Source organism: Erythrobacter sp. SG61-1L, from assembly GCF_001305965.1.
Lineage (GTDB): Bacteria > Pseudomonadota > Alphaproteobacteria > Sphingomonadales > Sphingomonadaceae > Andeanibacterium.
The window spans coordinates 2084245-2107933 of the sequence record NZ_JXQC01000003.1 but is presented as its reverse complement, the minus strand read 5'-3'; the positions used below and the strand labels follow the sequence as shown (position 1 = coordinate 2107933).

Genomic DNA, 23689 nt, shown 5'->3' with positions numbered 1-23689 from the left:
TTTGTGCCACCCTTCAAGCGGTTAGCGATTGACGGGCTCTGGGATCGTCAGCCACATTGGCGTTCGATCGGATGAAGACCTAATGGGGCGCAAAGACCAACCTGATTGGAATGACCTGTTCATGCAGGCCGCGTTGCAGCCAGAAAAGTGGTATGCAGGACTGGACGCAATGGCGAGCTATACAGGTTCGAGGTCAGGCCAACTAATTGGTGTCGGCAGAGCGAGGGGGGTTCTGTTCAACATCTTCACCAATTTTGATGATGGATTGGCTGATTTTTTTGCCAAGCAAGGTTGGTATAAAGAGGAATTCAATTTCCGCGTTTCTGCATCGAACTATTACATTTCTCGTGGCTGCTATGATGAGCTCCTACATGAGAAGCACTATGATGAGGCAATATGTTCTCTTGCATCGCACGATTATGTCCAATGGTGTGAGGAAGTGGATATTCCATTCGGATGCCAAGCAAACTTAGTAATCGATGATTTTGGTGTAATAGGTCTGGCAACTCTGCGCAGCCGTCGCGATGGCAGAACCACCCCTGACCAGCGGCTTGTGTTCAAACAGGCTGCAGCAGCGGCACAGCGCGCGGCGCGGCTGCAGGAAAAGCTGGAAGGCCAGCAGGCGCAATTGTTGGCCGGCGCGTTTGACGCCATCGCCATCAACGCGTTCATCCTTGACGCGCGCGGCCAGCTGCTGGCCTACACCTCTGCCGCCGAGGCGCTGCTGTTGTCGGGCAGCGTCAGGAAAATTGGCAAGACCATCGATGCCGCTGGGAAGCCTTGCTCGCTTCGCCGTCTGATTGACGAGCTCATCATGGATGGCGGCCGTGCGCATATGCGCACCCAGCTTGCCTCCGGCGCCGGGCAGCCGCCGTTAATGATCGAAGGGTTCCGCTTGCCGGAGAGGGAATGGTCGCTGGGCCAACTGCCCCATATCATTCTGATTGCCAATTCCCCCCGGCGCGATCGCGCGGGGGTAACGCAATTCCTGTCGGTAATCTATCGCCTGAGCCCGGCAGAAGCGGACATCGCCCTGCGCCTGTTCGAAGGCAAGGGCCGAGCGCAAATCGCCGAAGAACGGCAAGTTACGGCGGAAACGCTGCGTGGCCAGATCAAGCAGATCTATCAGAAATGCGGCATCGATAACGAGGCCGCGCTGATCCGCCTGCTAGCCCCGATATTTGCCTGATCATCCCCCATGCGGGGGATGACGGGATTACGACAGCCCAATTAGTTCTGTGGCCGAGGGTGCAAGGAACGCCCGGCTTCCTGACGTGCACAGCTGCCTGATGGCAACGCGCATGGCCGGAAGGCGGTAAATCCTGCCTCCAGTCTTTCGATGCGACCCCGAATGGCTGGAGGCTCCCCCACCTCCTTGGATCGCGATCAGCGCTGCGAATGGAGCCGGACCGGGACTGTACGTACCCTGGCATGTTCGACCTGCGCATCGACAATTAAACGGGGCCTTTGAGATCATGTCTTCCATTTCCAAGTCGCTTCTGCTCACCACCAGCGCAATTGCCGGGCTTGCCGCCCTGCAACTGGCGTCACCCGCGCAGGCGGAATCCTTCGGCATTCACAACGATCAGCCCGACATTCTGGAAGTGACCGTTGCCGAGGACGAAGAAATCTCCGGCACCGATATCGGCATCTATGCTGACAATGGCGCGGTTGTCGTCGACAATGCCGGGACGGTCCGGGGCGAAGGCACTGGCTCACTCGAAATGGGCAGCCGCCCCAGCGGCGGTATAGTCATTGCTCAGGCCGGATCCAGCATCACCAATAGCGGAGAGATCAGCGGCGCGGCCAACGGCATCATCACTTCGCACTTCTACAGCGAAGACGAAAATGACGATGAGTTGCCGCCTGAAGCCCGCGCGGCAAATACTGTTGTCGTCAACAGCGGCGCGGTCAGCGGCGAGGCAGGTTCGGGCGTATCACTGGTGGGTGGGGGCAGCGTCACCAACAGCGGTACGATCCGAGGGGCCAACGGCCAGTTTGGGAGCGGCGTCAACGGCGTCGGTGTTTCCATTTCGGAATTCTCCGACGCGATTGCCGAAGACGCGGAGGGTGTGGGATCGATCGTCAATAACAACGGCGGCTTGATCACTGGGGAGACTTTCGGCGCAATCCTGACCGGTGGCGGCACTGTCGAGAATCACGGCACGATCAGCGCCTATGGACAATACAACCCCATGGTGCCCGGTGCGCTGGTTCCCACCGCAGTCCAGCTGGGCGCAACCCCAGAGCAGGAAGGCCGCAATGCGACCTTGACCAATGACGGAACCGTTCAGGGAATGCTCGGCGTTGTCGTCGGCGGTGCGCTCGAAACGGTCACCATCCAGAATGACGGAACGATCAGCGGATCGGTGATGGGCATCGTGGGCAGTCAAACCAATGGCACGCTTACGATCAACAATGGCGAAGAAGGGGAAATTCTCGCCAGCGGGAATGCCATCGTGGCCAATACCAGCACGCTGACTGTCAACAATTCCGGCCTTATCCAGAGCCAGACCCAGGTCGGCATCAACATCTCCAGCGCCAATGCGGTGATCGACAACAGCGGAACAATCCGCGGTGGAACCAATGCGATCACGACGGCGGCCCTGCAGGTTTCGCCCAACGAATACGTCAACAGCGCCATGAATGTGGCGGTGACCAATAGCGGAACCATCGAGGCACTGAACGGCACCGGCGTGCGCCTGCAAGGCGGGGGTTCGGTGTCCAACAGCGGTTCGATCAGGGGGACGGTCGATGGCGTCTACGTCGCGATGCTGCCGCAACAGGATACGGAGGCATTCTCCGCAAGCGTCACCAATTCCGCAGCGGGCACCATTTCCGGTAACCGGTTCGGCATCAATCTGATTGCCGGCGGTTCCGTGGAGAATGCCGGCGAGATTACTGGTGGGACGGTTGGTGTCGTGGTTCAGAACTCGCTCGAGCTTGACGATGTCGAAGGTTCCGTAAGCAACAGCGGGACGATTGAAAGCACCGGCTATTATGGTGTCGCCTTTGACGGCCTTGCCAATGCGGTGCTGACCAATGGCGGCACGATCACCAGCGAAAGCGGTGACGGTGTAAACTCCAGCTACATGGCTGACGGGCACACCTCGGTCGAAAATCAGACAGGCGGAACGATTACCGGCGCAGCATCCGGCATCCGCATCGACGACGGGACGGCCGCCATCGTAAACGCCGGAACGATCCGCGGCGATGGCAGCAATACGGACGATTTCTTCTACCCCGATGCGGGCATCACGATCACAGGCGGGGCCGCGACAGTCACCAACAGCGGCACCATCACGGGCCAACGGTTCGGTATCACCACCGCGCCCTATATGGACCCTTACAGCGGTGATTACAGCGGGTTGGCTATCGGTACGAATGTTGGCAATTCCGGCACGATCATTGGCGACAATGATGACGGCGTCCGCCTGATCGGCGGCGGCATCGTGACCAATAGTGGCCGGATCGAAGGCCAGACCAGCGCATTGGCGGACGGCATTTCCATGTTCGCTTATGAAGGCCAGGATAGCGCGGATTTCTCCGCGAGCGTTGTCAACAATCAGGCAGGCACGATTGAAGGCAATCGCTACGGCATTATTCTGTCCGGTGGCGGCAGCATCGAAAATGCGGGCCGGATCAGCGGTGAGGCAGCGGGCGCTGTAATTGAGAGCGATGCGGCGCAAACGCCGGGTCTGGCGGCGATCTTCGTCAATAGCGGCATGATCGAAAGCAGCGGGGGCGCTGCCATCGTCAGCGACATTCAAAGCTCCATCACCAATTCGGGCATCCTTGCCGGCGGGGACGGCGTGGCCATCCAGCTTGGCGCGGCCGACGATGTGGTCACGCTCAAGACCGGCAGCGCGATCACAGGCCTGGTGGACGCTGGCGGCGGTGAAGACAGCCTGATCCTGGAGGGCAGCTCCGCAACGCAGACCAGCACACAGCAGCTTACGGCAGCGGCAGGTTTCGAAGAACTGCAGGTTACCGCTGGTTATTGGTCCACGCTCAACTCGGTCGGCGAATTTGGTGCCGTCACCATTGGCCAAGGCGCGGCCCTGCAGGTCAATGAAGTGCCTGAAGCCAATGAAACGACCTCCCCGATCCTGACTACCACTGTCGTCACCAATGGCCTGCTGGTGTTGAATTTCAGCGCTGACGATGTCCTTTCCGAACTCGACGAACTGTCGATCAGCGGCACAGGCAATTTGCAACTGATCGGCGAGGCTGTCTTCACGGTAGATACCGACACCATTGCCCATACCGGCGAAACGATCATCTCCAATGGAGGCCTGATCCTGAGCGGTAGCCTGTCCAGCGATGTGGTGACGGCGGGCGACGGTTACTTCCAGCTCGGCACCGGCGGCACGGAAGGCAGCTTCTCGGGCGATATCGTGAATGACGGGCGCTTCGTGTTCGACCGTTCCGACGATTATGACTTTCTCGGCGCCTTTTCGGGCACTGGCACGCTCGACAAGCTGGGGGATGGCACCCTCACCTTCATGGGCGATTATGCCTTCGAAGGCATCACCAACATCTTCAGCGGCGCGGTGCGGATCGGCGGAACGATCGATCCCGAAACCAGCTTCAACCTGGGTGATGGCGGCTCGCTCGACATTACCGGGAAGGATCAGACCATTGGCGGCCTGTCCGGCGAAGCCGGTGCGCAGGTGGCGCTCGGATCGAACCAGCTCACCGTCGATCAGGACGACAACAGCGAGTTCGCCGGTTCGATTTCCGGCAGCGGCGGTTTCGCCAAGACGGGCGACGGCACACTGAACCTGTCGGGCGATAGCGACTATACCGGCCCGACCACGGTCGATGGCGGCAAGCTTGCCGTGAATGGCTCAATTGTCTCCGACGTCACGGTCAATGACGGCGGCGCGCTGGGCGGCAACGGATCAGTTGGTTCCGCTTCCATCAATTCCGGCGGGGCGCTGGCCCCCGGCAATTCGATCGGCCACCTGACCGTCAATGGCGGTCTGAGCTTCGCGGCCGGTTCGCTCTATGAAGTTGAAGTCAATGCCGCAGGGCAGGCTGACCGCGTCGATGCGACAGGCCACGTCACGATTGACGGCGAGGCTGCCGTGGCTGTGATGGCGGCCGAAGGCCGCTACAGCCCCCGCACCGATTATGTGATCCTGACCGGCGGCGAAGGCGTGGAAGGGACCTTCGGCACGGTAACCACCGATCTCGCCTTCCTCGACCCCCTGCTGCGCTACACAAGCGATACGGTGACCCTGTCGCTCTATCGCAGTGACATCGATTTTGCGGATGTGGCGATTGGCGGCAATCAGGCCAGCGTCGCGGCGGCGATCCAGTCCCGCGGAATTGACGATCCCCTGTTTGAAGCGGTCCTTGTGCAGAACGCAGCGGGCGCTCAAACCGCCTTCGGCGACATGTCCGGCGAAATTCTGGCCAGCACTGTCAGCGGGCTGAACGATGACAGCAGGCATCTGCGCAATGCCTTGCTCAGCCTGACGTCGCCGGAGAAGACCGGAATGTTCGCCTGGGGCGCGGCTTTCGGTGGCTGGGGAGATTTCGGCGAGAGCGCCGGGCGTCTGGCCATGGATAATGACCATTCAGGGGTGGTGACCGGTATCGGCTATGCGAATAACGGCTTTGCCGCAGCCGTCTCGGTCGGTCTCGGCAACAGCCAGTTCCGGCTGGACGGTCATGCCGATGAAGCGGAAGCCGACAGCACCTACCTTGCCGGGCAGATCGCCTATGGCACCGGCTCCGGCTTCCACGGCATGCTCGGCCTCTCCTATGCTTGGCATGATATCGACACTGTGCGCGAGATTGAATTTGCCCCGCTGGCACAGACGCTGGCTTCTAGCCGCAATGCCAATACGGTGCAGGTCTTCGGCGAAGTGGCCTACGATGTAATGGTAGGCAATGTCGCGCTCACCCCCTTCGGCAGGTTGGCCCATGTCCGCACCAGCAGCGATGCCTTTGCGGAAACCGGCGGCAATGCCGCCCTGTCTTTGGCGAAGACCGATCAGGAGATCACCTTCTTCAGCCTTGGCGCGAAGGCACGGTTGAACGCGAACAAGCCGGGCTTCCAGCCCTTTGCCTCGGCGGCATGGAACCATGCCTCTGACGGAAGTGAAAAGCCCTTCGCGGCCGCCTTCGCAACCGGTGGAGGCAATTTCGCCCTGCTGGGCGCCTCGGTCCCAGAAGATTCTGCGGAGATCGAAGCTGGTTTCGGTTACACGTCCGGCAATCTGTGGATAGGGGTTGCTTATAGCGGTACGCTGGCATTGGATCGTACCACTCATGGCTTACGGATCACCGGTAGGGTGGCCTTCTAATTGGGATTGTCAGGTGAACTTTTGCAAGTCGCACCAAACCCCGAAGGGGCACTGTCAGACCAAACGCACCTGATTGAAAAGTAGGACGATTGGGGTAGGGCACGGTCATGCCCAGAGCTAGAAAGCCAGCCAGCCCGTTCCGATATTTCAACTCCTCGCCCGAAGTGATCCGTCTCGTAGTGCTGATGTACGTCCGGTTTCCGCTCTCGCTCAGGAATGTCGAGGATCTGCTCTTCGAGCGCGGGATCGACGTTTGCCACGAGACGGTGCGGTTTTGGTGGAACAGGTTCGGCCCCCTGTTTGCGGCAGATATTCGTCGGCAGCGGGCAAGCCGGATGCGCAGCTTTACCCACTGGCGCTGGCACCTTGACGAGATGTACGTGAAGATCAACGGTGAGCAGCATTACCTGTGGCGTGCAGTCAATCATGAAGGTGAGATACTGGAGTCCTTCGTCACCAAGAAACGGGACAAAACTGCGGCTTTGGCGTTCATGAAGAAGGCACTGAAGCGGCATGGCCGGGCCGAAACAATCGTCACCGACGGGCTCCGCTCATATCCGGTGGCCATGCGCGAACTGGGTAACCTGGATCGGCGAGAAATGGGGCGCTGGTTGAACAATCGGGTTGAAAATAGTCACCTTCCCCTTCGAAGACGGGAGCGGGCGATGCTGAGATTCCGGCGGATGAAATCTCTTCAGAAGTTCGCCTCGGTCCATGCCTCGGTTCACAATCATTTTAATTCAGAACGTCACCTCCTCGATCGACAGTCCTACAAGATCCGCCGCTCAGCCGCACTGGCTGAGTGGCAGAACCTCATGGGCTAGGCATACGCGCTCAAAGATCGAGCTGCGCCGATCGGAGACGAGTTGCGGTTAGACTGACAGCACCGAGCCTCGTGTTCGCGCACTATTTCGAGCTTTGGCTCGCGACAGCGCTGCTGGCTACAATTCGCGATTGCGCTCGATCGCAATCGCTGGTCTTCGAGGAACCAAAATTCGTCAGCGCGGTTGTCGAATTGTTCGATGTAGAGCCGACTGTGGCCCCATCAAATCTGGATGAACTTCTCGAGCATTTTACGCGTACTAGGAAGAATATCGACAGCGTCGTCAATAACAGCCGCCTTCGCGGCGAACGTCCGCTTTTTGATATTACCTTCTCCGCCGGACGGCTGGCGTTTGGGATACCCGATCTCGTATCTCGCCATGCCCATGACTTACACGACGTACTGTTCGTTTACTTGATCGATGAAGTTGAAAACCTCACCGCTGATCAACAGCGGTTCCTGAATTCTTTGATCCGGTATCGGCGTGGCAGCGCGACAATCCGCGTTGGAGGCCGATTATACGGAATGAAGACCTTCGAGACGACTGGCTCGGGTGAGCCGATCCGTCGCGGTGCGGAGTATGAGCGAGTTGTTTTGGACGAGCTCCTTCGCGAGCAGCCCGAGCAGTATGACGGGCTTGTCCGCAGCCTAGTCGCGAAGCGACTCGAGCGGGTGGGTTACGCCGCAGCTGCGCAGACTACGATCGATCCTTATTTCGAAGAGCTGGATAACCGCGATTATTGGCGATCAGTCGATCGCCACCTTCCCAAGCCTAAAGAGAATCAGCTCGCACCCTATCACCGGAAGCTGGCGACAGATCTCAAGTCCAATCTTGAATTGGACGAGCCTACGGTCACCGCTATCATTGATGCGCTCCAAGTGCCAAAACACCGCTTCTTGGAGAAGGCGGCCACCTTCCAATATCGCAAACTATGGCCCGCCAATTCCGACGATGCCGTGTCGCTCGCATTTGAGGTCGGAAGCCAGGCGCGCGCTTTAGATCAAGGTGACCGGGAGGCCGGCAGCAATCTTGCAAACCTCATTTCTTATTTCTCGTCGGACATCCTTGCTCAGCTGTTCCACGATTATGCGCGCCGCCTGCCTTATGCGGGCTTTGATACGATGGTCGAGCTTTCACAGGGCATCACGCGCAACCTGCTTGTAAACTTAAAGCATATCTTCAGACGCAGCCGTTTCGCGGGCGAGGAACCTTTCATAAGCGGCGTGATCTCAATCAAATCTCAGTCCGATGGCGTGCGCGATGGTGCGTCATGGTTTTGGGAGGATGCTCAGCCGCCGAGCGGCGGCCTCCAAGTGCGGGACGCCGTCGAGAGTATCGCGGTGCTCTTCCGAACCATCCGCCTCAGCCATTCGCCATCCGAATGCGCGCTGTGCGCTTTCAGCGTTCCCCTCGAAGCGCTCAGCGAGAATAGCCGGCGGACCCTTAGTGTCGCAGAAAACTGGTCATATCTGGTCAAGTTGCAGGAAGGGCGTAGGAACAAGAATAACAAACGGATTGATGCGTTGTATCAACTCGGGCCGATGCTGGCGCCGCGATGGGAGGTTTCCGAACACCGTCGCGGAACCATCGAACTGCAACATGACCTTGCCAATGCGATGCTCGATCCTGATCACCGCGCCGAACTCCCGACCCTGATGAAGAAGCGGTTGACCCGCCTTATCTCTCCGTCGGGCTCGGACTTGCCAGCGAATCCACGGCTGATCTGACGTGCAGCACGACATCGAAGCGCTGCTCGACGCAAAAATCGAGTTGTCGGAGTTCGCCGCGCTTGGTCACAGCTGGGACCTGTTCATTTCGGCCTTTAATGACAGTAAGCGCGTTCAGACCGTCTTCCCAGAGGTTCCTGCCGCGCGTCGAAGCTGGTGGGTTATACCGGAATATGGGTACGGTCCCGCCGATCTCGCGAAACTCGAAAGCCCGGTCGTGCTGCCGCGCGGCTCGGAAGCACAGGTGATGAAGGCTGGCCTCGCCGGAAGTCGTTTCGACCCAACCACCGACCAACGGCTCTGTATCGACATCACTGGTTTGATGCGGCCCCACATCCTCTTCCTGATGGCCCATCTTCAGGACATCGGCGTCACGCAGTTTGACCTCCTTTACACCGAGCCCGCGCAATATTCGCGTCGGGCAGAGACGCGTTTTTCCATTGGGGAGGATGTCCGAGTCGTGTCAGTGGAAGGCTTCGTTGGCGCGCACGATCCAGACACCAGCGGCGATCTGCTGGTGATCGGCATCGGATATGATCACCATCTGATTTCGCACGCAATCCAAGCGAAAGAAAACGCTCGAGTCGTCGAACTCCACAGCTTCCCGTCCTTGAGCGCCGATATGTACCATGAAAGTATATTGAGGCTCGACCGGGTGAGCAGCGAGCGGTCTCGGGTCGGCGACGAAGTCCAGTATTGCAGCGCCAACGATCCGTTCGTCGTGGCGGCCTCGCTGGCATCCGCCGTGCGGGTTGCCGAGACACGTCGGCGCGTCACCAACATCTATTTTTCGCCGCTCGCTACGAAGCCGCAAGCCGTGGGTTTCGGACTTCACTACCTCAAGAGGATGCGTGGGACGGCGACTTCAATCATCTATCCGCTGCGCCCTAGCTACGACAAAGAGACCTCTACAGGGGTCGGACGATCTTGGATTTATCCGATCCATCTTTGACCATACGTCTCCGATATCAGCTGATCGAATGGCAGCTTACCAGCTTTGGTCGTCTGAAAGCGGACTGTTCGGATAGTCGAAGGGTTTCGGGCGCCGTCAGGCGTACTAAACCCGGACAGGTACGACCCGCGGAACCCATGCGTTGCGCTATGGGTAAAAGGGCTTTGGGATGGACTGGGGCAAGTGTGCCGGCATGCTCGATGTGGTCGTCAGCACACAGGTCTCAAGCACGATAACGTCACTCACGAGCCCTGGTTTCGCCGACCGGTAGGCCGCTGACAGCCCGGATCGTAACCAGGGCGCAAGTCCGCTTGCTGGCCAGGACGCGGTAGGCGCGGCCGTTGAGCTGGGCAGGCCATGCCGGATCATGGCACATTCTCCCGGATGAGCGCGTCGGATATCGGTGGGGCGCGGGGCTGGCACCAGCGGACGAAGGTCTCGATGATGGTCATGTGACCGCCGCAACACGGACACGGCGGTCTGTGATCGGGTGAGTCCTCGGGGTCCGGCTCAACCACGGGCGCGGCAACACCCAGCAGCCTGCGGGCGAGTTCCAGGCGATCCTTGCGGGCCGAACTGGAGAGCAGGCCATAGTGCCGGATGCGGTGGAAGCCGCGCGGCAGGACGTGGATCAGGAAGCGGCGGATGAACTCGTCCGTGGCCAGTGTCATGACCTGCTGGCGCTCGGCCCCGCCGCGACGATAGTCCTTGTAGCGGAAGGTGACGCCTGCCTCGTTGAAGGCCAGGAGGCGCCGGTTCGAGATGGCGACGCGGTGGGTGTAACGCGAGAGATATGCCAGCACCGCCTGCGGTCCGGCAAAGGGCGGCTTGGCATAGACCACCCAGCGCATCTTGCGCACTGGGGACAGGTAGCGGAGGAAGGCCTTGCGTGTCGCAAGGTGAGCCATGGAGCCGAAGAACCCGAGCTTTCCAGCGTCGAACAGCGCCAGCAGTCGGCTCAGGAACAAGCGCCGGAACAAGGCGCCCAGCACACGCACCGGCAGCAGGAAGGCTGGGCTTGAGGATATCCACCGCATGCAGCCGGGCGCGACGCCGCCCCCGGGCACGATCATGTGCACATGCGGATGGTGAGTGAGCGCCGATCCCCAGGTGTGCAGCACAGCGGTGATGCCGATCCGGGCCCCGAGGTGTTTGGGATCGGCGGCGATGGTCAGCATCGTCTCCGAAGCCGTGCGGAACAGCAGGTCGTAGACCACCGCCTTGTTCTGCCACGCGATGTCCGCAATCTGGGCGGGCAGCGTGAACACCACGTGGAAGTACCCCACCGGCAAGAGGTCCGCCTCGCGCGCCGCCAGCCAGGTGCGCGCGGCGGCGCCCTGGCACTTGGGACAATGCCGGTTGCGGCACGAGTTATAGGCGATCCGCCAGTGCCCGCAGTCGTCGCAGGCCTCGACGTGGCCGCCCAGTGCAGCGGTGCGGCAGTTCTCGATCGCCGTCATGACCTTGAGCTGGCCGAGGCTCAGATGCCCAGCATGGGCTGCGCGATACGCTGGCCCGGAACTGCGGAAGATGTCGGCGACCTCGAGCGAGGTGCGCACCGGCTCAGCCGGGCGGCGTCTCTGGCGAGTCCGGGAACATGCCCAGGCGGTCGAGCGGACTGACCACGGCCTTCACCGTGCGCGTTGCCACCCGGGTGTACAGGGTCGTGGTCTGCAGCTGCGAATGCCCCAGCAGCACCTGGATGATGCGAACATCAACACCGTCTTCGAGCAGGTGGGTGGCGAAGCTGTGGCGCAATGTATGCGGGCCAACCCGCTTGGTGATCCCAGCAGCATGGGCAGCTTCGGCAGCAATGCGGTGCACCTGCCGGGTGCTGATGGGTTTGAGGTAATGCTGGCCGGGGAACAGCCACCCGTCGGGATGCATGACGCCCTCCTTGCGCCCGATCTTCCACCATTCCCGCAGAAGCACGAGCAAGTCATGGGCGAGCATGGCATTGCGATGCCGGCCACCTTTGCCGCACTCGACGCGGAGTAACATGCGTTCGCTGTCGATATCCCGGACCCTGAGGCGGGACACTTCTCCTGCACGCAGGCCGGCTCCATACGCGACGGACAGGATCGCCTGGTGCTTGATGCTCGTCGTGGCATTCAGCATCCTGCTCACTTCGTCCCGGCTGAGAACGGTCGGCAACCCGCGAGGATGCTTCACCCGGTGGAGCTTGCGGGTCAGGTCAGGACGATCAAGCGTTCGGATGTAGAAGAACCGCAGCGCCGATACCGCGGTGTTCATGGCCGGGGCGCCGAACCCCATCTCCGACTGCTCGATCTGGTAGCGGCGCAAATCCTCATCGCTTGCCGTATCCGGTGGCCGGCCCAGCCAGGTCGCAAACCGCGAGACATCGCGCAGATAGTTACGCTGCGTCGTCCGGCACAGGCGATGCAGCTTCATGTCCTCGATCATCCGGTCACGCAGCGGCGTTGAAGGGGTGGGTATGGTAGTGCAGGTCATCGATCGACTCCTCGGTTGAAGGAGCCGAAAGCGTCTGCCTCTCCATCACGAGTCTCAACCGAAGCGCGTTGTAAGCCCGGCTCTTACAACATCAGGTCCCGCACCAATCCCGCGCCAGCGGGTTCGTACTCGTCCGACATTGCGGACCCTCTGATCGTTCAAGCGGGCCTCTTTTTTCAGATGGCACTGCCAGCCGGAAACTGGATTTCAGCGTAGAACCTCCGTTGCTGCGATGAAGCGCGAGACCGTCATGACTGCGTGCACGTAATCCGGACCTTGCCTGCCTCGGCAACGATCCTTGCGGAGAAGGCAGATGCATATCCGCGGCGAAAGCCGTCTCCTCGCTCCAGCAGGCGCTGGCCTGCCTTCTTGATGACCGCGCTCAGCATCGATGCTGAGATCGTCACAGCGCCCGCTCGGTAGAGTTCGGCCTGAATGCTCGCGATTTCCTCCGCCGCTCGAGCTCGTAATGCCCGAAGATAGACCAAGCGCTCTTGCAACGATGCGTCTTCGAGGTCGAGCGCGCCGATTTCAATCGCTTTGTGCAACCGTTGTAGGCGAAGCTTCGCTTCCTCGGCACGTCGGTTCAGTTCGTCGAGTCGGTCAGCTCCGTCCCGCGCCATCAGCGCCTGTCGGCGTTCGAAGATCATCGTCAGAATGCCCTCGACGCGCCTCCGATCCAGCATCCGTCCCATCATGTGCCTCGCGACCAGCGTGTCGAGCGCATCGATCGGGATCGCGATGCCGGTGCATCGGGCGGTGTCCGTGCGCGCCGTCTTCTGGCAGGCATAATAGCGATAACGCCCCGCCTTGCCGGTGCGCATTGTCATGAGGCCGCCGCATTGCGCGCAGTGCAGCAGGCCGGTCAGCATATTCGGGCTGCTGATGAGATGCGGCACGAGTGTCTTCGAGTTGCGGTCGCGCAACAGTGCCTGAACGGCATCGAACGTCGCCTGGTCGATCAGCGGCGGCACGGCGACGGTGATGACCTCATCATCCGCTTTGCGCGTGTTGTCCTTGCCGCGTCTGTTGAACCGGTGCTGGCCCACATAGGTCGTTCGGGTCAGTATCGCGTGGATCGGGCCGACGCCCCAGCGTCCTCCGTCGCGGGTGAATATCCGCCGGTCGTTGAGATAGCCGACGATCGCCTTGACGCCCATCGGCCCGGTGGTTCCATCGCCCGAAAGTGCCAGCCGATAGATCAAGCGCACCGTGTCGGCATGCATGGGGTCGATGGCCAATGTCTTCTTGACCTTGGCGCCGCGCTTTTCGGCTTCGACGATGCGGTAGCCGATTGGCGGCAGCGCTCCGTTCCAGAAGCCTTGACGGGCGTTCTCCTTCATGGCCCGTAGCGTATGCTTGCCGTTCTCCCGCGATTGATACTCGTCGAACAGGGTCATCACCCGGCGCATCATGACATGCATTGGATCGTCGCCCACAGCCTGGGTGATCGATACCAGCTTCACGCCATTTCGGGCCAGCCTGCGGATATGGAACTCCAGCTCGAGATGGTCGCGGAAGAAGCGACTGAAGGAATGGACGAGGATGATGTCGAACGGCGCAGGCCGTCCGCTGGCTGCCTCGATGAGGCGCTGGAACTCGGGTCGGCGATCGCTGGTGGCGGAAACGCCGGCGTCGACGAAGGTATCGACAAGCTCATACCCATGCGCGGCGCACCAGGCTTCGCCTTGCTGACGCTGATCGGGGATGGAGACGTCATGTTGTGCCTGACGCGTCGTGGAGACGCGCAAGTAAAGCGCGACCCGCATCACCGCACCGGTGCCTGCGGCGGTCATGGCTTTGGCCGGGCGATCGGATCGATGGGACCGAACATCTCATCGAAGACATCGCCGAAGTAGCGCTCGAACACCTCGATCTCTGCTTCGGTGATCGGCACCTCATCAGGCCAGTTGTCCGTGACGATCCAGGTGGACACGTCGTGCTTCGGACGGCGCCTGGAACCGGCGACTGCGGGGTTGGGGGTTGTGGATGGGGTGGATCGGGACTTACGCGGAGGTTTTGACATCCGCAGCGTATCGCCGGAGCAGCCGGCAATGGAAATACCAGGATTCGACTAATATACTGATTTACCGTGTTATTGACGGGTTTTCGCAAGCTGCCGGTCCCTGCCCGAAGGCAAGTATGTACCGAACCCGCTTTCTCCCGGCGGATGCATGGACTTTAGCCGATGCTCACCGGCTCTCCCGCAGCAGCCTTTGAGCATCGCCCGCGTTGGGCTATCTATGCTCGGCTCGGATCGCGAAGGATAGCTGATGAGCAAATCAGAACAGAGGCCCGGCGTGATATTGACGGTCGGTGATGCGGCAGACGACGCCGTGGAGAAATTCGCGCCGACCTTTGCGGCAACGCGGCCGGAAGATGTCTTCGGTGCGCTGCCCTACAGGGGAAAGCCGAAGTCGATCGCGCGGATGGATGCAGGTATCCTTGCCGAAGCGAAGCGGCGACACATTCGCGATTGATACGGACGCTGCGTGCCGCATGAAGATGGTCTATTGGATCATCCGAAAGGAAGCTCCATGAGGGTATCTATTACGAAAGCAAGAGCCCAACTGGCAGAACTGGTGCGCCGTGCCGAAGCTGGCGAGGACGTGGTGCTGACCCGCCATGGTCATGCCGCCGTGCGGCTTGCGCCGGTTCAGACTGTTCCATCCGTCAAAGATCGTCGGGTTCTTCTCGAAGCGCTTCGAACATCCGGTGCAGCGAAGGCGACGGCGGGTGTATCTGCCGCCCGCAGCCAGGATTTTCTCTATGAGGACGAGACCGGCTTGCCATGTAGGATATGATCCTGCTGCTGCCGCGAAGCCGAATGGCAGAATCGCGCCTTGGCGCGCTTCCGACGCAGCCGAAAGCCCGGCCCGGAGGGCAACGCCCTATCCTGTAACGTTCAACAGCATTCGTCACGGATTCGAGGGAGAGGCTTTTTCCAGCCGGTCAACTGCGGCCTGATCGGACGCCGCCTTACAAAGCGCGGCCCAATCGTCAGGCGGATTGCCGTCCTCCAGCATCCCTTTGAAAACCTTGTAGGCGTCGGACTTGGCGCCATAGGTCCGCAAAGTCGTTTCATCATTCACCCAGGCGAAGATGATGACTTTCGCGGTCGAGTCATAGCGGAAGAACAGACGGAAGCGGCCATTGCCGAACTTCGCCCGGAACCAGTGCTTGTGCGCCTCGCCGAGCGTCGAGCCTTGCCGATAGATGGTTGCGGTCGGGTCGGCGGGGATTGTCTGGAACACCAGCTTGTGCAACGCGGCCAAGAGCTTCGTGCTCGCGTTCCTCTGGTATTCGTCGGGCTTCTTGGCCTTCAACGCCTCAACGGCGTCAGTCAGCTTTTCCAACTGATCGAGAAAAAGGGGATGCGCGAGAATGGTCCAGCCATTGATCGTCATCATGGCTAGAGCGCGACATCCCCGTCAATCTCAGCATCGAGGTCAACGTCCATGTTCCCGACAAGCGCGGCCGCACGATCGCGCAGGCTGGCGGGCAGCGCAGCGACGGATGTGCCGGGGTTCCTGCTCATGTCCTGCGCCAGAAATTCGAGGAAGCGCTCCACGACCGGATCGCTTGCCTCTTCCGTCGCCTTCTCGACATAGACCCGGCGCTGATCGTCCACAAAGAAGGCGATGCGCCCGCCGTAGTCCACGCCCAAAGCCTGCCGGACGCTCTTGGGAACGGTCGTCTGGCCCTTGGCGGTGATCGTGCTTTCTTCTTTCAGCAGCGCGCCCATGATTGACTCCAATTCTGATCCTCGGCATATGTAAGGAAATTTCCTTACTTTGTCAAGAGAGGTATGCCTGACGGCTATCGGGATAGGCTCACGCGATGTCTGTTTTTGGCAAGTGGCCATCGGCATTTGAACATCCGATCTTAAGGGGGAAGCAGACAGCCCTATTTAGGAGGGCTATAGAGGGCTATGGAGTAGACATAGTTCTCATCCGGGTCTCGCATAGCCCGCCACTGATCTTTCATCACATTCTTGACCCTGCGCCATGTGGCGCATGAACGGCGCAATTGGGTGCTGTCAAAGGGATGGCTCGAGCGGCGACTGAGTGCTAGCCGCGGCAGATGAGCAAAGCCGCCAATCCGTTCAGATATTTTCATTCATCGCCCGAGATCATCCGGATGGTGGTGATGCTCTACGAGCGATATCCGCTGTCATTGCGGAACGTCGAGGATCTGCTCTTCTCGCATGGATATGATCTTTGTCATGAGACGGTGCGGCTTTGGTGGAACCGGTTCGGGCCGATGTTCGCTGCCGAGATCCGCAGGCAGCGCGTGAGCCACATGCGTGGCTTCCGGCACTGGCGGTGGCATCTTGATGAAATGTACGTCAAGTTGAATGGCGAGATGGTTTACCTCTGGCGCGCCGTTGATCATGAAGGTGAGGTCCTGGAATCCTTTGTGACGAAGAAACGGGACAAATCCGCGGCTTCGGCGTTCATGAAGAAGGCGCTGAAGCGCCACGGCAAGCCCAAGAAGATTGTGACTGACGGGCTTCGATCCTACCCTGCTGCGATGCGCGACCTGGGCAATCTCGATCGTCGCGAGATTGGGAGGTGGTTGAACAATCGGGCTGAGAATTCACATTTGCCGTTCCGAAGACGAGAGCGGGCAATGCTGAGGTTTCGACGAATGAAATCGCTACAGAAATTCGCTTCGGTCCAAGCCTCATTGCACAACCATTTCAACTCGGAACGCCACCTCGTCGATCGTCAAACCTACAAGATCCGTCGCTCGGCCGCCCTGGCCGAGTGGCAGTCGCTTTTGGCCTGACGTAACGATGGTCTCGCCGTAGCTGCGCCGTTCGGAGACAAGTTGCCATCCGACTGACAGCACCCCTTGGATAGATAGAGATTAAATATGGCCCACAATCGTAAACTCGTATTGGGAGGTGTAGCCTTAACCCAGGTGAAGCTACCTGCACGGCTAACCGCGTTGGCATTAGGAAAAGCTCGGGATGATCTTGAGCGCGAAATTATCCAATCGTCCTATCTGGAGGGCGCACCGTTCAAGTGGATTGGGTTAATTATACGGCAAGGTTTGGTAAACGAGATCACGCCGCACTATCAAAAAATCGATCAGAAAGATGGTGAATTACCATTGGCAATTGAGGTCGACACCATTCAGTTCGTGGATGCGTCGCTCGACAAAGCTACCAAGATATATCGTAAGGCAACGCTTCTGGCGCTGCTCCATGTAGCCGAAAAATATGGACTTAGTGCTGAACGTATAAGAGTGCTGTTTGCCGAGATGGAGGCTCAATTAACGGAAGCAAGATAATGGTACCAAGTCTTGGTCTCTGTTAGGCCATGAACTCATAAATGGATTGAGGTCAGAACGCTGATACCCCATCCTTCTGAGCAACGAAGGATGCATGGTTCAGAATGCGGTGAAAGATCTTTGCGGCGTTAGCGAGAAGCTCACGGAGGGGTGCTGTCAGTCTAACGGCAACTCGTCTCCACTTCGCGGATTTTCCAGTCTAAACAGAGGGCTATGAAGCCCCTCTCTTTCAAGCGTCATCGCTTTCCGCCCGAGATTATCTGCCACGCCGTGTGGCTCTATTTCCGGTTCACCATGAGCTTGCGCGACGTCGAAGACCTTCTCGCCGAGCGTGGGATCGACGTTACCTATGAGACCGTGCGCTGCTGGGCCAACAAGTTCGGGCCGGCAATCGCAGCGAACATTCGCAGATGCCGAGGACGGGCGGACTGCGTGTGGCATCTCAATGAGATGGTCGTGCGGATCGGCGGTAAACGCATGTTCATGTGGCGGGCCGTTGATAAGGAGGGCGAGGTCCTCGACGTTCTCGTTCAAAAGCGCCGGAACAAAGTCGCAGCGCTGAAATTGCTGAGAAAACTGCTAAAGAAGCAGGGCTTCAAACCCGAGAAGATCGTGACCGACGGGTTGCGATCATATCGCGCCGCCATGCGTGAACTCGGCTGTCTCGATCGACACTTCCGAGGTCGATTGCAGGAGAACAATCGGGCCGAGAACAGTCACCTGCCCGTTCGGCGACGGGAACGAAAGATGCAGCGCTTCAAGTCCCAAGGTCAGGCCCAGCGCTTCGTTTCAACCCACTCGGCAATCTACAACATCTTCGCCATCCAGCGCCATCTCATCTCGCGAAAGACAATGCGAACCTTCCGGGCTGCCGCCTTCGCCGAGTGGGATGCGGCGTCCACTGCAACCGCATGAAAAATCGGGCTCGCGCATCAACACGGCCGATGGAAGTTAAGTTGACAGTCCCCACGATGCCCTTGCTGGGTTACAACACTGACCTTCCGCAGGAACGCGGGCTCTATCGGCTCTCCTTCCATGCCGGAACGCGCTACGCGCTGGATCGCCGATTGCTGTTCAACATGTCATCTGGTGCTACGGGGTTCAAGCGCAACCGGGGGGCAACGGCCGAGATGGAATTCACGGCCTATTATCTGCGTCATCTATCCCTGTCCCGCCGGGCGCCGTTTGAATTGCTCCAGGCCGTAGCCAATCGGATTGGCATGCCCCTGCTGCGCAAATATGAGTTGTGACTTCATTCGATTGCCAGATGACGTTCGCCAGTTTGCCGGGGCTGCCGATCCTCGTCACTTTCCGACCATTGCCTTGCGGGCGCGCAAGGCGAACAGGCAAATCAGCACATAGCAGGCCGCAGGCACGACCAGCGCCGCATGGTAGGATGTGAGTTCGGAGATCTTGCCCACCAGCAGCGGCACGAACGCTCCACCGATGATGGCCGTGCAGAGCAGGCCGGATGTGGCCTCCTCGCTCGCGCCGGATCGTTCGAGAGTGATCGTGAATATCACCGGGAACATGATCGAGTTGAACAGGCCGATTGCAAGGGCAACGAAGCCCGCACCAACCCCGCCGACGCCAGCGATGTAGAGGCACAGCAGCGCGGCAATCGCGGCAAATCCGGCGAGTAGCTTCGGTGCGGAAAATCTCGCCAGCAGGACGGAGCCGATGGCGCGGCCGACCATTGCTCCGCCCCAATAGAATGCCACGGCCTTGCCCGCTTCCTCCACGGAAACACCAGGCACACCGTCGCTGCCCATCACCCACCCCAGAAACGGCACGGAAAAGGCCGCATCTGAGCGGCCCCAGATGCCCGGATCGTTGAGGAACGCTGTCATCTGCGTGCCGATGGACACTTCCGCGCCAACATAGAGGAAGATGGCAAGTGCACCGCCCAGCGCCCAGGGCGAGGAGAGTGCTTCCTTTGCCAGTGCGATCACGCTCTTGCGCGGTGCAGCCTCATAGGGGGGCAGCGCGCCGTTCACGACTTTGCGGTTGAGCCACAGGAACAGGCCCAGCGCCAGGATCATGCCAAGTAGCCAGACATAGGCAGTGTCGATCCCCCCCAGTGCCCTTGCGCGCACCTCTTCGGTTACGGCAGCGCCTTCCTGCACTTCCAGCCCCTTGAGGAACAGATGCGCACCAAGGATCGGCGCAAGGAACGTGCCGAAGGAATTGAAGGTCTGGCTAAGAGTAAGGCGGAAATGGCTGCGGCTGGGGTCGCCCAGCGCTGCGACCAGCGGATTGGCCGCCACCTGCAGCACGGTGATCCCGCTGGCGAGTACGAATAGGCCGAGCAGAACCAGCGGGAAGATGGCCAGATTGGCTGCCACCAGCATGGTCGCGCAGCCCACCACCATCATCCCTAGGGCGCAGAGGATGGCCGCCATCGGGCGCAGGCGCGCGATCAGCCCTGCTGCCGGGAAGGACATTAGCCCGTAGGCAATGAAGAAGGCGAAGGCGACAAGCTGGGCCTCCACGCGCGACAGCGTGAAGATGCCTTTCACCGCGGCGACGAGCGGATCGTTGAGAGCGGTGATGAAGCCCCAGGCGAAGAACAGGCAGGTGATGACCGCGAAGGCCGCAGCTGCGCCGGTTTGGCTGCCTGTGTACGGGGTGGAAACACGAGTGTTTGGAGAACCGGTCTGTACCATGTCAGGGCCTCAAGGATTGTGCGGCGAGTCGCGCGCTGCCGTCGAACATCATTGTGCCTGCATCCGCGCCGATTGATATTCCAAAGGTGGCGGGAGCGCAGGCGGCATCCATCCAGAGCTGGCCCGGCAATCGGGCAGCCGTCCGATCAGGCGAGACAAGCGGCGCAGGACCGGCCAGCGTCTGGCTTTTCATCACGACGTTGCGGGATCGCGATTATTGTTTCGCTGCCGCGTTCAGTTCGGCGCCCCACGGGTCTCTGCCCGGTACAGGCCTGCCGTTGGTCGCGAAGTCCATGATCTCGTCTTTCGCCCGGTCATATTTCGGCCAAGCGGGAAGGCCCGGTCCGTTCGGGTCGCCGGTCTTGGCGAAGTTCACCAGATAGGCGCTGATCGCCTTGCCCATGGCGTTGTCGCGGGCGGTGGCCCGATCCTCGTATTTGATCGCCTGCGTATCGAAGAAGAACGGAATGTCAGTAGCGTGGCCGGCGCCTTCCTGCGGCGGGAAACCGGCCGGGGCTGGCGGCGGATTTTCCGCGACGTAAGAGAAGCGATAGGAGTAGACCGGCACGCCATTGGCAGCGATTGTCGCGCTCAGATCGCGCGCGCCTGCTACCATGGAGCCGGTCTTCCCGCCAATGTCTGCGCTGGTCGCTCCGATCATCACCGGTACATGCGCGAAATCGCCGGAGCGATAGGCAGCACTCGCATTTACGGCCAGCTTGCCGTCGGGAAACGGGCTGGCGAAGGTGCGCGGTCCGGTCGCCGCGATCAGCGCCATCATGCTCAACCCGTCGGTCACCTGCTCTGCGCTCAATGCCCGCAGTTTGGCGAGGGTCTGGGGATCGTCAGCGGCGATGCCGTTCTTCTGCGCGAAGTTGACGCCGACTTCCTCTGTCGATGCCAGCGTGGCGCCGCCCATCCCGCCGCCATCGCCGCCGGACATCACTACCGCCCGCTCGAACAGGCCTTTGGCCATGGGCGAAGTCAGCAGAGTGTGTACCGACATGCCGCCCGCGCTTTCGCCAACGATCGTGATATTGTCAGGATCGCCGCCAAAAGCCGCAATATTGCGCTGGACCCATTTCAGCGCGGTCAGTTGATCCATGTAACCATAATTGCCCAGCAACCCGCCATCCTCATTCGCGGAAGTGAGGGCTGGATGGGCGAAGGTGCCGAAACGACCCACGCGGTAATTGGCGCTGATGAACAGCACGCCCTGCTTGGCCAGTTCGGCACCCGAATAGGTCGGCGGAGAGGCGCCGCCATTCACGAAGCCGCCGCCATAAATCCAGAAGATAACCGGCAGCTTGCCCTTAACTTCCGAAGGGCGCCAGACGTTGGCATAGAGGCAATCTTCCGCGGGCGGTGTGCCGAGCGGCGCGGCATCGCTGGGGAAGGGTACCTGCATGCAGTCATTGCCATAGGCATTCGCATCGCGCGTTCCCTCCCATTGGGCAGCCGGTTGCGGCGCGCGCCAGCGCAGATCGCCTATGGGGGGCGCGGCGAAAGGAATGCCCTTCCAACTCAGCACGCCATCCTCGGATGTGCCCTTCAGGCTACCTGTTTCGATTGCAACGGTAGTCACGTCGCCTGCCTGCGCGGGCGCCGCCGCGCAAGCCATTGCTGTCACGATCAGAAAGGGGAGAATTCTCTTCATGGCAGCCTCTCTCGGTTCCGTTCGGAGAGAGGTCTGCATCGCGGTGCCTCTCTTCTCTTGCTCTGTTCGTATATATGACCCGCTGGGACAGCGTTGTCTTACGGCGAGTTAGTCCCAAACGCGTCGCTTGCGCAATCCTTGCCGGCAAATTTGCCGAATGGGACGGTGTGGAGGCCTTTGACCTTCCGGGCAGCAGCGAGATGCCGCTGCCCGGAAGGTCAATGCGGCACCGCGCCCAGCTCGAACCCTGTCTTGTCGTGCAGGGCGAAGCGGTCGACGATGTCGGCGCTTGCCTCGTTATATCCGATTACTTCGACAGTGCGTGAATCGCGGCGCAGGCGGGCAACGATCTTGTCGAGCGCCCCGACTGCCGAAATGTCCCAGAAATGCGCGCGGGATACGTCGATGGTGACGGCTTCCGCGGTGTCTTCTGCATGGAAGGCCTTCGAGAACCGGCCTACCGAGGCGAAGAATATCTCGCCGCGCACGCGATAGGTGGCCTGCCGCCCATCGGCGGAAATTTCCCGCTCCACCGCGAACATCTGCTGAACCTTCGCCGCAAAGAAGATGCCGGAAAGCAGCACGCCTGCCAGCACGCCGAGCGAAAGGTCATGCGTGGTCACGACGACCGCGACTGTAACCAGCATGACAATCGAGGACGTTGGCGGATGGCGCCGCAGGTTCGGGATCGAGTTCCACGAGAAGGTGCCGATGGAGACCATGATCATCACCGCCACCAAAGCAGGCATCGGCACGCGGCCGACCCATGGTCCGAGCACGGCGAGGAGAAACAGCAGGAATGCCCCCGCCACGAAGGTGGAAAGTCGGCTGCGCCCGCCCGAGGTTACATTGATGACCGATTGGCCAATCATCGCGCAGCCACCCATGCCTCCGAACAGTGCCGCAACGATGTTGGCGCCGCCCTGGCCCACGCATTCGCTGCGCTTGTCGCTGTCGGTATGCGTCATGTCATCGACAATCTGTGCCGTGAGCAGCGATTCCAGCAAGCCGACTGCCGCCATGGTCAGCGAATAGGGTGCGATGATGCGCAAGGTTTCCCACGTCAGGGGAATGTCGGGCAGGGCTAGGCTGGGCAGGCCCTCGGGCAGCTTGCCCATGTCGCTAACGGTGTTGACCGGCAAGCCAAACCCGATGCTGACCGCCGTCAGTACGAGAATGGCCACCAGCGGGGACGGCACGGCAGCGGTCAGCCTGGGGAACAGATAGATGATGGCCAGACCGGCCGCGATCATCGCATAGGTTTCCCAACCTACGCCGGTAAGTTGCGGCAACTGGGCCATGAAGATGAGGATCGCCAGCGCGTTGACGAAGCCGGTAATGACCGATCGCGACACGAACTGCATAAGAAGGTCCAGCCGCAGCAGCCCGGCGACAGCCTGGATTATGCCCATCAGGATTGTGGCGCCGAAGAGATATTCAACGCCGTGATCGCGCACCAGCGGTATCACCACGACGGCAACGGATGCCGTGGCAGCGGAGATCATGCCCGGGCGGCCGCCGATCAGCGAAATGACGATGGCGATGGCCACGGAGGCGTAAAGGCCGACGCGCGGATCGACGCCGGCGATGATGGAAAATCCGATTGCTTCGGGGATCAGGGCCAGTGCCACCACGATGCCGGCAAGAATGTCGGCCCGCAGGCCTGTCCCACCGGAGAACCACTCGCGGCGATAGCGTTCGAAACGGTCTGTCATTGCAATTCCACAAAAGCACGGAGCACGCCCGGGCGCGCTTTGAACGGATGATCGTGCATGA

The 23689-nt window shown here is 60.3% G+C and carries 20 protein-coding genes; 11 read left to right on the top strand and 9 right to left on the bottom strand.

What is annotated here, in order from left to right:
* Positions 1 to 82 precede the first annotated feature (82 nt).
* The 5 genes from SZ64_RS18600 (at position 83) to SZ64_RS10350 (ending at position 9820) form a co-directional block, all read left to right on the top strand.
* Positions 83 to 1189: a LuxR C-terminal-related transcriptional regulator gene (locus tag SZ64_RS18600; protein ID WP_156313609.1), complete on the top strand. Its 1107-nt coding sequence runs from the start codon at positions 83 to 85 to the stop codon at positions 1187 to 1189.
* A gap of 286 nt (positions 1190 to 1475) precedes the next feature.
* The gene (locus SZ64_RS10365) at positions 1476 to 6317 is read left to right on the top strand and encodes an autotransporter domain-containing protein (RefSeq protein WP_054530758.1); all 4842 of its coding nucleotides are present in this window, start codon (positions 1476 to 1478) and stop codon (positions 6315 to 6317) included.
* Between the two features lie 107 nt (positions 6318 to 6424).
* Positions 6425 to 7141 (top strand): IS6 family transposase, encoded by a 717-nt coding sequence (locus tag SZ64_RS10360; protein WP_054530757.1) that lies wholly within the window; start codon positions 6425 to 6427, stop codon positions 7139 to 7141.
* 71 nt (positions 7142 to 7212) lie between these two features.
* Positions 7213 to 8868 (top strand): hypothetical protein, encoded by a 1656-nt coding sequence (locus SZ64_RS10355; protein ID WP_054530756.1) that lies wholly within the window; start codon positions 7213 to 7215, stop codon positions 8866 to 8868.
* Between the two features lies 1 nt (position 8869).
* Entirely contained in the window at positions 8870 to 9820 is a 951-nt protein-coding gene (locus SZ64_RS10350) for a hypothetical protein (RefSeq protein ID WP_054530755.1), read from the top strand.
* 365 nt (positions 9821 to 10185) lie between these two features.
* Here SZ64_RS10350 and SZ64_RS10345 read toward each other — a convergent pair whose 3' ends face one another.
* From SZ64_RS10345 to SZ64_RS18815, 4 genes are all read right to left on the bottom strand, one after another.
* Complete coding sequence (locus SZ64_RS10345; RefSeq protein WP_054530754.1) at positions 10186 to 11379, bottom strand: IS91 family transposase; 1194 nt, start codon at positions 11377 to 11379, stop codon at positions 10186 to 10188.
* Between the two features lie 4 nt (positions 11380 to 11383).
* Positions 11384 to 12292 carry a site-specific integrase gene (locus SZ64_RS10340; protein WP_054530753.1) on the bottom strand — a complete coding sequence of 303 codons (909 nt, stop codon included), beginning with the start codon at positions 12290 to 12292 and terminating at the stop codon, positions 11384 to 11386.
* Positions 12293 to 12540: 248 nt separating this feature from the next.
* On the bottom strand, positions 12541 to 14088 hold the full coding sequence (locus SZ64_RS10335) for a recombinase family protein (protein ID WP_054530752.1): 1548 nt from the start codon (positions 14086 to 14088) through the stop codon (positions 12541 to 12543).
* On the bottom strand, positions 14085 to 14228 hold the full coding sequence (locus SZ64_RS18815; RefSeq protein WP_156313608.1) for a hypothetical protein: 144 nt from the start codon (positions 14226 to 14228) through the stop codon (positions 14085 to 14087). The genes SZ64_RS10335 and SZ64_RS18815 overlap by 4 nt, the downstream gene beginning before the upstream one ends.
* Before the next feature lie 337 nt (positions 14229 to 14565).
* Here SZ64_RS18815 and SZ64_RS18810 point away from each other — a divergent pair, with 337 nt between their 5' ends.
* Positions 14566 to 14772, top strand: a complete 207-nt coding sequence (locus SZ64_RS18810) for a hypothetical protein (protein ID WP_054530751.1) — start codon at positions 14566 to 14568, stop codon at positions 14770 to 14772.
* A gap of 57 nt (positions 14773 to 14829) precedes the next feature.
* Entirely contained in the window at positions 14830 to 15096 is a 267-nt protein-coding gene (locus SZ64_RS18275; protein ID WP_082384535.1) for a type II toxin-antitoxin system prevent-host-death family antitoxin, read from the top strand.
* Positions 15097 to 15210: 114 nt separating this feature from the next.
* On the opposite strand, the gene SZ64_RS10325 is transcribed toward SZ64_RS18275, so the two are convergent.
* A complete protein-coding gene (locus tag SZ64_RS10325; protein ID WP_199797089.1) occupies positions 15211 to 15699 on the bottom strand; it encodes a type II toxin-antitoxin system YhaV family toxin in 489 nt (162 codons plus the stop codon).
* Positions 15700 to 15704: 5 nt separating this feature from the next.
* Complete coding sequence (locus tag SZ64_RS10320; RefSeq protein ID WP_054530749.1) at positions 15705 to 16037, bottom strand: type II toxin-antitoxin system PrlF family antitoxin; 333 nt, start codon at positions 16035 to 16037, stop codon at positions 15705 to 15707.
* 338 nt (positions 16038 to 16375) lie between these two features.
* Here SZ64_RS10320 and SZ64_RS10315 point away from each other — a divergent pair, with 338 nt between their 5' ends.
* From SZ64_RS10315 to SZ64_RS10300, 4 genes are all read left to right on the top strand, one after another.
* The gene (locus SZ64_RS10315) at positions 16376 to 17083 is read left to right on the top strand and encodes an IS6 family transposase (RefSeq protein WP_054529076.1); all 708 of its coding nucleotides are present in this window, start codon (positions 16376 to 16378) and stop codon (positions 17081 to 17083) included.
* An 87-nt stretch (positions 17084 to 17170) separates the two neighbouring features.
* Entirely contained in the window at positions 17171 to 17590 is a 420-nt protein-coding gene (locus SZ64_RS10310) for an Imm39 family immunity protein (protein ID WP_054530748.1), read from the top strand.
* Positions 17591 to 17803: 213 nt separating this feature from the next.
* Positions 17804 to 18505, top strand: a complete 702-nt coding sequence (locus tag SZ64_RS10305; protein WP_054530747.1) for an IS6 family transposase — start codon at positions 17804 to 17806, stop codon at positions 18503 to 18505.
* Between the two features lie 56 nt (positions 18506 to 18561).
* A complete protein-coding gene (locus SZ64_RS10300) occupies positions 18562 to 18840 on the top strand; it encodes a hypothetical protein (RefSeq protein ID WP_206742907.1) in 279 nt (92 codons plus the stop codon).
* A gap of 54 nt (positions 18841 to 18894) precedes the next feature.
* On the opposite strand, the gene SZ64_RS10295 is transcribed toward SZ64_RS10300, so the two are convergent.
* From SZ64_RS10295 to SZ64_RS10280, 3 genes are all read right to left on the bottom strand, one after another.
* Complete coding sequence (locus tag SZ64_RS10295) at positions 18895 to 20256, bottom strand: sugar MFS transporter (protein ID WP_082384534.1); 1362 nt, start codon at positions 20254 to 20256, stop codon at positions 18895 to 18897.
* 214 nt (positions 20257 to 20470) lie between these two features.
* Complete coding sequence (locus tag SZ64_RS10285; RefSeq protein WP_241773100.1) at positions 20471 to 21877, bottom strand: carboxylesterase family protein; 1407 nt, start codon at positions 21875 to 21877, stop codon at positions 20471 to 20473.
* 254 nt (positions 21878 to 22131) lie between these two features.
* Positions 22132 to 23628 (bottom strand): SulP family inorganic anion transporter, encoded by a 1497-nt coding sequence (locus SZ64_RS10280; RefSeq protein ID WP_054530743.1) that lies wholly within the window; start codon positions 23626 to 23628, stop codon positions 22132 to 22134.
* Between the last annotated feature and the right edge of the window lie 61 nt (positions 23629 to 23689).

Excerpts from the sequence above, each read along its gene's own strand:
- SZ64_RS10315 (WP_054529076.1), top strand. The coding sequence starts at position 16,376 with ATGAGCAAAGCCGCCAATCCGTTCAGATATTTTCATTCATCGCCCGAG.
- SZ64_RS10285 (WP_241773100.1), bottom strand. The coding sequence starts at position 21,877 with ATGGCTTGCGCGGCGGCGCCCGCGCAGGCAGGCGACGTGACTACCGTT.
- SZ64_RS18275 (WP_082384535.1), top strand. The coding sequence starts at position 14,830 with ATGAGGGTATCTATTACGAAAGCAAGAGCCCAACTGGCAGAACTGGTG.
- SZ64_RS10310 (WP_054530748.1), top strand. The coding sequence starts at position 17,171 with ATGGCCCACAATCGTAAACTCGTATTGGGAGGTGTAGCCTTAACCCAG.
- SZ64_RS18810 (WP_054530751.1), top strand. The coding sequence starts at position 14,566 with ATGAGCAAATCAGAACAGAGGCCCGGCGTGATATTGACGGTCGGTGAT.
- SZ64_RS10320 (WP_054530749.1), bottom strand. The coding sequence starts at position 16,037 with ATGGGCGCGCTGCTGAAAGAAGAAAGCACGATCACCGCCAAGGGCCAG.
- SZ64_RS18600 (WP_156313609.1), top strand. The coding sequence starts at position 83 with ATGGGGCGCAAAGACCAACCTGATTGGAATGACCTGTTCATGCAGGCC.
- SZ64_RS10360 (WP_054530757.1), top strand. The coding sequence starts at position 6,425 with ATGCCCAGAGCTAGAAAGCCAGCCAGCCCGTTCCGATATTTCAACTCC.
- SZ64_RS10335 (WP_054530752.1), bottom strand. The coding sequence starts at position 14,088 with ATGACCGCCGCAGGCACCGGTGCGGTGATGCGGGTCGCGCTTTACTTG.
- SZ64_RS10340 (WP_054530753.1), bottom strand. The coding sequence starts at position 12,292 with ATGACCTGCACTACCATACCCACCCCTTCAACGCCGCTGCGTGACCGG.
- SZ64_RS10305 (WP_054530747.1), top strand. The coding sequence starts at position 17,804 with ATGAAGCCCCTCTCTTTCAAGCGTCATCGCTTTCCGCCCGAGATTATC.
- SZ64_RS10295 (WP_082384534.1), bottom strand. The coding sequence starts at position 20,256 with ATGGTACAGACCGGTTCTCCAAACACTCGTGTTTCCACCCCGTACACA.
- SZ64_RS10280 (WP_054530743.1), bottom strand. The coding sequence starts at position 23,628 with ATGACAGACCGTTTCGAACGCTATCGCCGCGAGTGGTTCTCCGGTGGG.
- SZ64_RS10365 (WP_054530758.1), top strand. The coding sequence starts at position 1,476 with ATGTCTTCCATTTCCAAGTCGCTTCTGCTCACCACCAGCGCAATTGCC.
- SZ64_RS10325 (WP_199797089.1), bottom strand. The coding sequence starts at position 15,699 with ATGACGATCAATGGCTGGACCATTCTCGCGCATCCCCTTTTTCTCGAT.
- SZ64_RS10300 (WP_206742907.1), top strand. The coding sequence starts at position 18,562 with ATGCCCTTGCTGGGTTACAACACTGACCTTCCGCAGGAACGCGGGCTC.